Origin of the sequence: Bradyrhizobium sp. (assembly GCF_019242285.1) — a bacterium.
Classification (GTDB): domain Bacteria; phylum Pseudomonadota; class Alphaproteobacteria; order Rhizobiales; family Xanthobacteraceae; genus Bradyrhizobium.
This window is the reverse complement of sequence record NZ_JAFAVV010000867.1, coordinates 1-10,722: the sequence shown is the minus strand read 5'-3', so window position 1 is coordinate 10,722 and position 10,722 is coordinate 1. Positions and strand designations below refer to the sequence as shown.

Below are 10,722 nucleotides of genomic sequence, written 5' to 3'. Positions count from 1 at the left end.
CTTCGCCAGCGCCGAGGTCTCGATCCCGAGATTGCCGCGGCCCCTGGCTGGGCGCAGGTAGGAATACGCGCTGCTGGCGCGGCGGCCACGCCGCGTCGTGGTCTGGAAGAAGCCCGCGCCTTCCTGGCTCGCGCCGTTGAAATCCGGATTGAAGGGAATGCCGGTCTCGACCGCGGCCTTGACGAAAGCTTCCGACAGCGGATCGTCGTGCCGCCAGTCCGACACCGACAACGGCCCTCCGGTGCCGTGATATTCATCGGCGCCGCGCTGCTGGTTCTCCGCCTTCTTGAAATAAGGCAACACATCATCATAGCCCCAGCCGACATTGCCGCGCTGGCGCCAGCGGTCATAGTCCTCGTGCTGGCCGCGGACGTAGAGCAGGCCGTTGATCGAGCTCGATCCGCCGAGCACCTTGCCGCGCGGCTGGAACACCCGGCGGCCGTCCAGTCCGGGCTCCGGCTCGGTCTGGTACATCCAGTTGACGGTCTTCTCCTTGAACAATTTGCCGTAACCGAGCGGCACGTGGATCCAGATGTTGGTGTCCTTCGGGCCGGCTTCGAGCAGCAGCACCGAATGCCGGCCATCGGCGGAGAGACGGTTGGCCAGCACGCAGCCGGCCGAGCCCGCGCCGACGATGACGTAGTCGAACTCGGAAGCGTCGCGCGATGCACCCTTGTTGTTCATTCATTGTCCTCCCACGCGGCATCGACAGCGCTCGAAGAGGTAGCGGCGGCGCCATGGACGGTCAATGCCAAAAGGCGGTGGCCGCTTCGCGCCGCGCGGCCCTGCTTGACCCCTCGCAACACAAGGCATAGCCTTTCTGGGATGGAAGGCGAAATGCTGAAAGGGCATCTCGACATGATCGTGCTGGCGGCGCTCGCCGGCGCGCCGGCGCACGGCTATGCCGTGATCCAGGAAATCCACCGCCGCAGCGGCGGCGCCTTCGATCTCCCCGAGGGCACGATCTATCCGGCGCTGCAGCGGCTGGAGAAGGCGGGGCTGCTCTCGAGCCGCTGGACCACGGCCGAGTCGGGCCGGAGGCGGCGAGTCTACACGCTGACGCGGCGCGGCCGGCTGGCGCTCGCCGACCATCGCGCGGTCTGGCAGCGCTTCATCGAGGCCGTCGGCGGCATGTTCGGACATGCGGATCATGCGACAGCACGAACCGATCGCTGACTATGCCGGCGCGCTGACGCGGCAGCTCGGCTTCGACGCCGCGCTGGCGCGCCGCGTGCGCGCCGAGATCGAGGATCATCTGTTCGAGGCGGCGGACGAACTGGGCGGCCCGTCGCCGGACAACCAGCGGAGCGCCATCGCGCGTTTCGGCGATGCGGACGAGCTGGCCCGGCACCTTCTCGCCGACTGCCTGCTGGCGCGGGCACAGCGGGTCGGCCTGCTCTGCGCGCTTGCGGTGATCGGCCTGTTTGCCGCGATGGAAATCCGCCTCGCCTGGTATGGCTTCATGCGCTGGGAGAGCGGCGCGACGTTGCAGGCCTTGAGCGCTGTTGCGCTGCCGATCGATCGTTACGCTTTTTTCGTCGCCATCGGCTTTGCGCTCGCAGGCTTCTGCCATCTCGCAACGCAGCGCATGCCGGCCGATCTGCCGAGCCGTCATCGCCGGCAGCTCAATTGCGGCCTGGCGCTGTGCGCCGCCGCGGTCGGTGCGCTGCTCGCGGCGGTGATCGTGGAGAGCGTCCTGACCGGCATTCGCCTCGCCGCAATGCCATTCTCGGTCGCGATCGTCATCCCCGTACTGTCGCTGCTTGCCGAGATCGTCATGGTCGCGGCGGTCGCATTCGGGATCGCGACGACCGTCCAGACTACCATGGCCGCGTCAGCGCTGGCGCGACGTTGACAGCAATCGTGTCGCATGGCGGGCGATCATCAACTCCTCATTGGTCGGAATCACGAACACCCGCACGCGCGAGCGGTCCGACGAAATCACCGTCTCGCCGGCCCGGTTGCGGGCCTCGTCGAGCTCGATGCCGAGCCATTCGAAGCCGCGACACACCTGCTCGCGGACACGGACGTCGTGCTCGCCGATGCCGGCGCAGAATGCGACCGAATCGAGACCGGACAGGACCGCGGCCATAGCGCCGAGCTCGCGGCGGATGCGATCGACGAAATAGTCGATTGCCTGCGCCGCCTCCCCGGTGCCGGCGGCTTCGAGTTCGCGCATGTCCTGCGACAGGCCGGAGAGCCCTTTCAGCCCCGACCGGTGATAAAGCAAATCCTCGATCGCGCCCGCGCTCATGCCTTTCTGCTGCATCAGATACAGCACCACACCGGGATCGAGCTGGCCGCAGCGTGTGCCCATTGCCAGCCCGTCCAGCGCCGTGAAGCCCATCGAGGAGGCAATGCTTTGGCCGTCGCGGAGCGCGCACATCGAGGCGCCGTTGCCGAGATGCAAGATCACCACACGGCGCTGCTCGTCGCGCGAGGCGATCTGTTTCAGGCAGCCCGAGACATATTCGTAGGATAGGCCGTGGAAACCGTAACGGCGAATGCCCTGGTCGTAGAGCTCGCGCGGCAATGCATAGGCGTCGCTGACCCAGGGATGGGAGCGGTGGAAGGCGGTGTCGAAACAGGCCACCTGCAACGCATCCGGAAAACTCTGCTGCGCGGCGCGGATACCGGCGAGATTATGCGGCTGGTGCAGCGGCGCGAGCGGACTCAGCCCTTCGATCGCGGCGAGCTTCGCCTCGTCGAGCGCGATCGATTCGCTGAACGCCGTGCCACCATGCACGACGCGGTGTCCGACCGCGGCGATCGCGATGCGGCCGATCGTCTGCGCCAGCACGTCGAGCACGACCTTGAGCGCCGCATCATGGTCTGTCGCTTCGCGCGGATCGAGCTTGCGGTCAGCGATCTTGCGGCCATCACGTTGGGCTTCGAGATGCGGCGTCGAGCCGAGGCCTTCGATCTGGCCCCGCACATGTTCGACAGGCTCCGGCGCCGCGTCGAACAGCGCGAACTTGATCGACGACGATCCGGCGTTGAGGATGAGGATATGCTGCACCATTCGGCCGCCTGTTCCGGTGAGATTGCTCGTCGCAATAATAGGCACGCCCGCGTCAACCGCCAGTGCCGCACGAAGCGGGGCACATCGCCGTGGTGCCGTTCCGGGTCAACGCCCACCGCTGCGCGCGCGTTCCCATTGTGTGTTAGGGTCGCAGACGCTGCGGATGGCTTCATCCGAAGGCACGAGGAGAATGCCCGTGAGCCTGCCAACCCGTCTGTTGCCGACAACGGTGGTCGGAAGCTATCCGCAGCCGGACTGGCTGGTCGACCGCGCGATGCTGTCCAAATCGGTGCCGCGCACCCGCATGCAGGCGATGTGGCGGTTGCCGCTGGAGCATCTCGAAGCGGCGCAGGATGATGCCACCGTCGTCGCGATCCGTGACATGGAGCGCGCCGGGATCGACATCGTCACCGACGGCGAAATCCGCCGCGAGAGCTACTCCAACCGCTTTGCCACCGCGCTCGATGGCGTCGATGCCGACAACCCCGCGATCATCACCGCGCGCACCGGGCAACAGACGCCGGTGCCGCGCGTGGTCGGGAATCTCCGCCGCAGCCGGCCCGTCGAGCTGCGCGACATGGAATTCCTGCGCAAGAACACCGACCGCGCCGCCAAGATCACGTTGCCCGGCCCGTTCACCATGAGCCAGCAGGCGAAAGACGAGCACTACAAGGACGATGAGGCGCTGGCGATGGCGTTCGCCGAGGCGGTCAATGCGGAGGCGCATGACCTGCAGCGGGCGGGCGCCGACGTGATCCAGCTCGACGAGCCCTGGGTGCGCAACAATCCAGAGCTGGCGCGGCGCCATGCGGTGAAGGCGATCAACCGCGCGCTGGAGGGCATCACCGTACCGACCGTGGTACATCTCTGCTTCGGCTACGCGGCCGTGGTGCCGGGCTCGACCAAGCCGGCCGGCTATTCGTTCCTCGCCGAGCTTGCCGACAGCGCCGCCGAGCAGATCTCGATCGAGGCGGCGCAGCCCAGGCTCGATCTCGGCGTGCTGAAGGACCTCTCGGGCAAGAAGATCATGCTCGGGGTGCTCGATCTCGGCGATCCCGAGATCGAGAGCGTTGCCATCGTGGCCGAGCGCATCCGCAACGGGCTGAAACATGTGCCAGCCGAGCGCCTGGTGGTGGCGCCCGATTGCGGCATGAAATATATGCCGCGTGCGACCGCCTTCGGCAAGCTGAAGGCGATGTGCGATGCGGCCGCGAAGGTGCGGCAGGAGATCAGCGGATGAGCGGAGCGAGGTTGCGCCTCGAACCCGGCTCCCGGTTCTTGCTACGGCTCGGAGACTCGGATCGAGGAGACGTGGCCGCCGCGCACCTCGAACGAGAACGGCCAGGGCGGATAGGTCCAGAGCTCAGTGTCCTTCTCCTCGCTGGGCTCGAAATGACCAGGCTGGCCGAACGCCTGCACCAGAGCCTCCGTCGTCGCTCCGAGATCGAGATGGTTGAAGCTGTAGCCCTTGGCCGCGGCCGGACCGGTCACCTGCAGCGCCACCACCCGGCTCTTCAGCACGGTCACGACCAGATACGGATAGGCGCCCTGCTGCTCCAGGAAATAGATCAGCGCGCTCGCGCCGTTCGGCTGAGGCAACGTCTTGTGTGGCGGCCCAAGCGCCGCCCGCACGACCTGCGCATCCTGACCGATGACGAAAGGCCCGAGATGCTGGCAGGCCCGCGACAGCACGCCGGCCTCGATCTCCTGCGGCGTGAGCTGCCGCTTGACCGGAACCTTGCAGGCAAAGCCGGCGCCGGCGCGATGCCATTCGCCGCGAAGCTCGGTGAGGTCGTCAGCCGTCTGGGCCGCCGCCGCTCCTATGCCGAAGGCGGAGACGACGAGGGCGAACATGATTTGCGATCTCATTTGGCTGCTCCACCGCCGAAACTGTCGAAGCCGAGGGCCGGCAGCACGGCCAGCATCAGGAACGCAATAGCCAGGATGACGGAAAAGCCCCGTGCGCTCCTCGCTTCTGCGTGCATTGATCGCGGACTTCTCATTGGACGGCTGCGGTACGATTATGCCGGCACCGGAGTCATTCAGCAAATGAGAAGTGGGTGAAAGCTGTGCACTGGTCGGCCGAGCGATCAGGGACGGACAGACGGATTCGTGTTCGGCGGCGGCGCGAGCTCCGTCTCCGTCTCTTCCGGCAGCTTGTCGCCATGCACCGGAAGCGGCCGGCCGATCCAGAGCGGATCGATGAGATGATCCCGACGCGGATTGGTGGTGTTCGGATGGATGAGGATGCTGAGGCCGCCATGGTTGAGCATCAGCCAGGGTACCAGCGTCGAGAACAGTTCCGGCGCGAAAGCGACCTGGTACATCGCCTGGTCGTGCGGCCCGACCTTCACGTCATGCCAGCGCCCCAGCGTGACCGAGAAGCGCTCGCCCATCCAGGCCCGCAACTGCTCGGCCTTGGCCCGGCTGGCTGCCGGGTCGTAATAGACATGGGCGTGGTAGCTTCCGATCTCGTTGACGGGGCGCGGGGCGTCGCTCATCGGCAAATTCCGGTCGTGTGCGGAGCGGCCATGCTACAGCGCTTCCCATTTGAATTAAACAGCTGTGGGACGGCGTATCCGGCTATCTCACGTGACGCAGGCTTCCGTGCTGTGATCGAAACCTTGGAAGCCTGTTCGCCCGTACGGATGCCAGCGTGCTGAAGCTAATGCGCCAAAGTCGCAAACAGCGGCCGCGCCAGATAAAGCACCTGGTAGGCCTCCTCGCCGGCCGCACCGCTGGGCTCCTTCTCCGACAACAGCGTGCGGGTGAACTTCCAGCTCTGCACGTCGACGCCGACGGCAGAGGCGACGATGCCCGGCTGCGCTGCGATCTCGCGGTTGTGCTCGATCTCGGCCGCGAAGGCGGTGGTCAGATCGGCATCGTGCGGAATGTCCCGCTGCTCCTTGTACGCGAAACGCGCTTCGCCGGCGTCGCCCCTGCGGGCATCGAGCACGACGCGCGTCTCGATCTGCGCCCGACCAAAGCTGTCCGTCACCGACTTGTAACGGCCGCTGACCAGGAAGTCGCGAAAACCCTCGTCCCGCCGCCAGAGATAGAGTGAGGAATATTCGTTGGCGATCGCGCCGAAGCGGCCGCGCTCGCGCAGCAGGAAACCCTTGAAGTACAGTTCGTGAACATCGTCGAAGAGATGGCCGCGAGTCTTGGCGCGCTTGCGGATGATCTCGATGTCGTAGTCGGCGGGCAGCCGATGGGCGTAATGGGCGATGAGCATGGTGCAGTTCCTTTGCTCCTGGGTTGGGAAGGATCAGCGCCTGGCGGCCGCGTATTGCGCGACGCCGAGGCCGAACGACCAGTTCTCGGGCAGGACCTCGACGACGTTGATGAAGACGTCCTCCGGCCGCAGGCCGGGATCGGCCGCAAGGTTCTCGGCAATCTGCCGGTAGAGCGCCTGCTTCTTCGCCAGCGTGCGGGTGTCGTTGGCGGTGATCTGGATCATCACCAGGTCATCGCTGCGCGCGATGCCGAGATAGCTTTGGCTGTAGCTGAAATCGGCCTCGTCGTGCTCGGTGACGACCATGAAGCGATCCTCCTCCGGCACGTCGAAGGCCTCGCGCATCGCGCGGTAGACGCCGTCGAGGATGGCCTTGCGGTGGGTGGCGGGCTTGCCCCTTCGAAGCGAAACGCGAACCAGCGGCAAGTGGACCTCCTGCGCTTGTGAACGACGAAGACATAGGCCCGGGTTGATCATTTGGACATGACATGAAATATGGTTTCAATGATTTCAATTTGAAATGATAGGACTATGAGAGCACTGGATATCGAGGCGGTGCAGGCCTTCGTCCTCACCGCCGATCTGAAGAGCTTCACCCGTGCCGCCGAGGCGCTCGACACCACGCAGTCCGCCATCAGCCTGAAGATCAAGCGGCTGGAGGACGGGCTCGGCCGCAGGCTGTTGGAGCGGACCCCGCGGCTGGTGCGGCTGTCGGCGGACGGCACCGCATTTCTCGAGCCGGCGCGCAGCCTGATTGCCGCGCATCATGGTGCGGTCGGCTCGTTCGGCCTGGAGCGGCGGCGGCTCGTGGTCGGCATCAGCCATCACGTCGTGGGCTCCGAACTGCCCCTGCTCTTGAAGCGAATGGGCAGCGCCGAGCCGGCACTCGTGCTTGAGCTGCGGATCTCGACCTCGCGCGAGGTGCTCGACGATTTCGATCGCGGCGCGGTCGATGCCGCGATCGTGCTGCGCCACGACAATCGCCGCCGCGGCGGCGAGGCCATTCTCAAGGAGGCCTTTGGCTGGATGGCCGCGCCTGATTTCGAACATCGTGCCGGCGAGCCGTTGCGGCTTGCGACCCAAGCTGATCCATGCAGCGTGCGGAGCATGGCCATCGAGGCGCTGAAGGCCGCCGGCATCGGCTGGATCGAGGTGTTCGTCGGCGGCGGCACCGCCACGACGGGCGCTGCGGTCGCCGCAGGCCTTGCGGTGGCCGCCCTCGGCCGCCGCGTCGCACCGTCAGGCACCATCGATGTCGGCGAACGGTTCGGCCTGCCGGCGCTGCCTTCACGCGACGTGGTGATGCATTCGAATGTCACCGACCGACAGGCCAGGAACGCGCTCAAGACGCTGGCCGCGACGATCCGCGCCACCGCGAATTGAGTTTTTCACCGCTTCACGCCATGTTTGTGCTCTGAAAAAATTCAATGATTACGGACGCGTCCTACGGCCATACCGTACCACCGCCGAAAAATGAACACATAATGGCCTTTTCTCGCTAACGTTGGCGCCCAAAATCTCGATCAGCCTGCGGCGACCTAAAAGAACGGGCCGCGATAACCCTGCGGCAGCGCGGTTTGGGCGTTCCGTGCGATGTGACAGGAAACGCTTCGCGTTGATCGTCTGGAGGTTGAGTGATGAGTTCCCCGCGCCAGGATGATGCCGATCAAGAGCGCACGTCGACCGAGGTTCCCTGGACGGCGGCGAGCCGGCCGGACGAGATGTATCGGCGTCAAATGGAAGTCGTGGCCGCCGCAAGCTATCTCAAGCGCGCTTCGAAGGATACCGAGCCCGAGAAACCGGCACGTCTTCCGAGCTTCAATCTGGCAACACCGCGTGAGGACTCCTTCAAGCTTGCCGAGACGCGTCAGGCCTGGTTGCAGACGCTCGATCCGGAGATGATGCCGCCTCCGCCGACGGAGCAGTTCAAATTGCCGGGCTTCGGAACCGTTACTGCGGTCGCGGCTGCGGTCGGTGTCGCGGCCGGCATCGCGCTCGCCGTGACCAACTCGGTGCGGCTGCCCGAGCCGAGCACATTGCTCGGCGGTGGCGACCAAGCCAGCAGGAACGCGTCGTTCTCCAGTTCCGTGCTTGCAGACTTTACCCATATGCAGAAGGCCGAGGCAAAGGGGCAGCCGGGCAGCACGGCGGTATTTACCGCCGCCCCGGTGCTCGCCGCCGTCCAGCCGAGCGATACCGAGGCGGCGAAATCTCCGATCGGCGTGTTCGCGCCTCTGATGAGGACGGAGCCGGCGCCCGTCGCCAGGACGGAGCCCGTGCCCGCCCGGACCGAGCCGGCCAAGCCGGAAGCGGTGCAGCCGGCCGCGCCCGAGCAGGCGGTGACTGTCACACCCGCCGCGCCGCCGTCCCGCGCCACATCGAACCTGTCCCGCGAAGAGATGGCGACGCTGTTCCAGCGCGGCCGTGACCTGCTCAATGCGGGCGACATCGCCAGCGCCAGGTTGATCCTGCAGCACCTCGCCGAAGCCGGCAGCGCCGACGCGTGCTACGCCCTTGCCCGGACGTTCGACGGCAACGTGCTCAAGGACCTCGGCGTGATCGGCGCCAAGCCCGATGCGCTCAAGGCTCGCGCCTGGTATGAGCGGGCTGCGGAGCTTGGGTCTGCCGAGGCCAAGCAGCAGCTCCAGCAATCGGCGCAGCGCTGATTGCCGGCGCGGCCCGGCACCTGAAACAATCGATCCAGGCGGAGCCAGGGGCGATGGACGTCGTCGCCGTCCGCGCTGGTTTCGCTCGCTCTTCTGACCAGCCTGCCCGTCACTCCGCCGCCGCGGGCGTCCCGCGTTCGAGCTCGCGCTCGGCCGCATCGACGGAGGCGAGCACCTTCGGCTTGCGCAGCCGGACGTAGATCTGGGCCGCGATCAGCACCACGCACATGAACAGGAAGAAGGCGCTGATCGGGTGCTTGGCGAACACCAGCACGTCGCCACGCGAGATCAGCATCGCACGCCGGAAGTTCTCCTCGAAACGCGGGCCGAGCACGAAGCCGAGCAGGATCGAGGCCGGGTGGAAGTCGAGCAGCAGCAAGAGATAGCCGACCAGCCCGATCACCACGGTCTCGCCGACCTGGAACATGTCGTTGTTGGTCGAGTAGACGCCGATCGCGACGAAGAACAAGGCGCTCGGGAACAGATATTTGTAGGGGATCATCAGCAGCTTCACCCACAGCCCGATCATCGGCACGTTGAGCACGACCAGGATGATGTTGCCGATCCAGAAGCTCGCCACCAGGCCCCAGAAGATGTCCGGGTGCTGGCTGATGAGCTGCGGCCCGGGCACGATACCCTGGATCATCAGCGCACCGAGGATCAGCGCCATCACCGCGTCGCCGGGGATGCCGAGGCTCATGGTCGGGATGAAGTCGCCCTGCACCGAGGAATGCGTGGAGGCCTCCGGACAGGCGACCCCCTCGATCATGCCGGTGCCGAACTTCTCCGGCGTCTTGGAGATCTTCTTCTCCGCCGCATAGGACATGAACGAGGCGATGGTCGGCCCGGTGCCCGGGATCAGCGAGCACAGGCTGCCGATCAGCGTGCCGCGGAACATGGCCGGGATGGAGCGGCGAAACTCGTCGCGCGACGGCCGCATGTCAGAGAACGTGACGTTGGAATATTTGGTGTTGATCTCGGAATACTGGTTCACGCTCTTCATGAATTCGGCGATGCCGAACAGGCCGAGGGCGAGCGCGACGAGCTCGACGCCGTCGAACAGGCTAGGGATGCCGAAGGTGAAGCGCGGCGTGCCGGTCTCGATGTCGGTGCCGACGATGCCGAGCAGGAGGCCGACGATGGTCATGGCGATGCCCTTGAGCGGCGAGCCGCGGGCGAGCGTCGAGCCGGCCAGCAGGCCGAGCAGCATCAGCGAGCAGATCTCGGTCGGACCGAACTTCAACGCCATTTGCACCAGCACCGGCGACAGGAAGATCATCTCGGTGATGCCCCAGGAGGCCCCGACGAAGGAGGAGATCACCGTGATGCCGAGCGCTGCGCCGCCGCGCCCCTGCTTCGTGAGTGGAAATCCGTCGAGACAGGTCACCGCATGCGGCGGGTGACATGGCAGATTGAGCAGGATCGAGCAGATCGCACCGCCATATTGCGCGCCGTAGAACACGCCCGACAGCATCAGGATGGCGCCGACCGGCTTGATGCCGAAGGTCAGCGGCAGCAGCACGGAGATGGTGGCGAGCGGTCCCATGCCCGGCAGCACGCCGACCATGTTGCCGACCAGCACGCCGACAAAGCACCACATGATGTTCTGCGGCTCGAAAGCGACGCCGAAGCCGTACCAGAGATCGGTAAGAGCGCTCGCGAACATTTAGAAACCCCAACGGAATAACGGAAACGGCACTTTCAGCACATAGGAGAAGAGGAAGCAGCCCGTGACGGTGATAATGGCCGCCAACGTTGCCGATCCCCTGAGGGTTGCAGTCTTGTCGCCAAGCGCCGCC

Annotated in this window: 12 protein-coding genes; 5 read left to right on the top strand and 7 right to left on the bottom strand. The window is 65.8% G+C overall.

The genetic code is table 11. The features are described 5' to 3' along the window. A partial coding sequence (locus tag JOY90_RS35680; protein ID WP_291695781.1) for a GMC family oxidoreductase occupies nucleotides 1-684 on the bottom strand: 684 nt, incomplete at its 3' end. A 153-nt stretch (nucleotides 685-837) separates the two neighbouring features. On the opposite strand from JOY90_RS35680, the gene JOY90_RS35675 reads away from it, so the two are divergent. Both JOY90_RS35675 and JOY90_RS35670 read left to right on the top strand, forming a co-directional pair. Continuing rightward, on the top strand, nucleotides 838-1,176 hold the full coding sequence (locus tag JOY90_RS35675; RefSeq protein ID WP_291695780.1) for a PadR family transcriptional regulator: 339 nt from the start codon (nucleotides 838-840) through the stop codon (nucleotides 1,174-1,176). Beyond that, nucleotides 1,151-1,855 (top strand): hypothetical protein, encoded by a 705-nt coding sequence (locus JOY90_RS35670; protein ID WP_291695779.1) that lies wholly within the window; start codon nucleotides 1,151-1,153, stop codon nucleotides 1,853-1,855. Before JOY90_RS35675 ends, JOY90_RS35670 begins: the two co-directional genes overlap by 26 nt. Here JOY90_RS35670 and JOY90_RS35665 read toward each other — a convergent pair. Further along, entirely contained in the window at nucleotides 1,835-3,022 is a 1,188-nt protein-coding gene (locus JOY90_RS35665; protein WP_291695778.1) for an acetate/propionate family kinase, read from the bottom strand. The two genes, JOY90_RS35670 and JOY90_RS35665, sit on opposite strands and share 21 nt — an antisense overlap. Nucleotides 3,023-3,224: 202 nt before the next feature. On the opposite strand from JOY90_RS35665, the gene JOY90_RS35660 reads away from it, so the two are divergent. Then, entirely contained in the window at nucleotides 3,225-4,262 is a 1,038-nt protein-coding gene (locus JOY90_RS35660) for a cobalamin-independent methionine synthase II family protein (RefSeq protein ID WP_291695782.1), read from the top strand. 41 nt (nucleotides 4,263-4,303) lie between these two features. Here the strand turns inward: JOY90_RS35660 and JOY90_RS35655 are convergent, their stop codons facing one another. The 4 genes from JOY90_RS35655 to JOY90_RS35640 form a co-directional block, all read right to left on the bottom strand. After that, the gene (locus JOY90_RS35655; protein ID WP_291695777.1) at nucleotides 4,304-4,891 is read right to left on the bottom strand and encodes a hypothetical protein; all 588 of its coding nucleotides are present in this window, start codon (nucleotides 4,889-4,891) and stop codon (nucleotides 4,304-4,306) included. 221 nt (nucleotides 4,892-5,112) lie between these two features. After that, nucleotides 5,113-5,523 (bottom strand): DOPA 4,5-dioxygenase family protein, encoded by a 411-nt coding sequence (locus JOY90_RS35650; RefSeq protein WP_291695776.1) that lies wholly within the window; start codon nucleotides 5,521-5,523, stop codon nucleotides 5,113-5,115. Between the two features lie 164 nt (nucleotides 5,524-5,687). Next, entirely contained in the window at nucleotides 5,688-6,257 is a 570-nt protein-coding gene (locus JOY90_RS35645) for a DUF4865 family protein (protein WP_291695775.1), read from the bottom strand. A gap of 33 nt (nucleotides 6,258-6,290) precedes the next feature. Further along, entirely contained in the window at nucleotides 6,291-6,683 is a 393-nt protein-coding gene (locus JOY90_RS35640) for a tautomerase family protein (protein WP_291695774.1), read from the bottom strand. A gap of 105 nt (nucleotides 6,684-6,788) precedes the next feature. On the opposite strand from JOY90_RS35640, the gene JOY90_RS35635 reads away from it, so the two are divergent. Then, the gene (locus JOY90_RS35635; protein ID WP_291695773.1) at nucleotides 6,789-7,640 is read left to right on the top strand and encodes a LysR family transcriptional regulator; all 852 of its coding nucleotides are present in this window, start codon (nucleotides 6,789-6,791) and stop codon (nucleotides 7,638-7,640) included. 254 nt (nucleotides 7,641-7,894) lie between these two features. Further along, nucleotides 7,895-8,923, top strand: coding sequence for a hypothetical protein (locus tag JOY90_RS35630; RefSeq protein ID WP_291695772.1), 1,029 nt, complete (start codon nucleotides 7,895-7,897; stop codon nucleotides 8,921-8,923). Between the two features lie 109 nt (nucleotides 8,924-9,032). Here the strand turns inward: JOY90_RS35630 and JOY90_RS35625 are convergent, their stop codons facing one another. Beyond that, complete coding sequence (locus JOY90_RS35625) at nucleotides 9,033-10,589, bottom strand: tripartite tricarboxylate transporter permease (protein ID WP_291695771.1); 1,557 nt, start codon at nucleotides 10,587-10,589, stop codon at nucleotides 9,033-9,035. Nucleotides 10,590-10,722 lie beyond the last annotated feature (133 nt).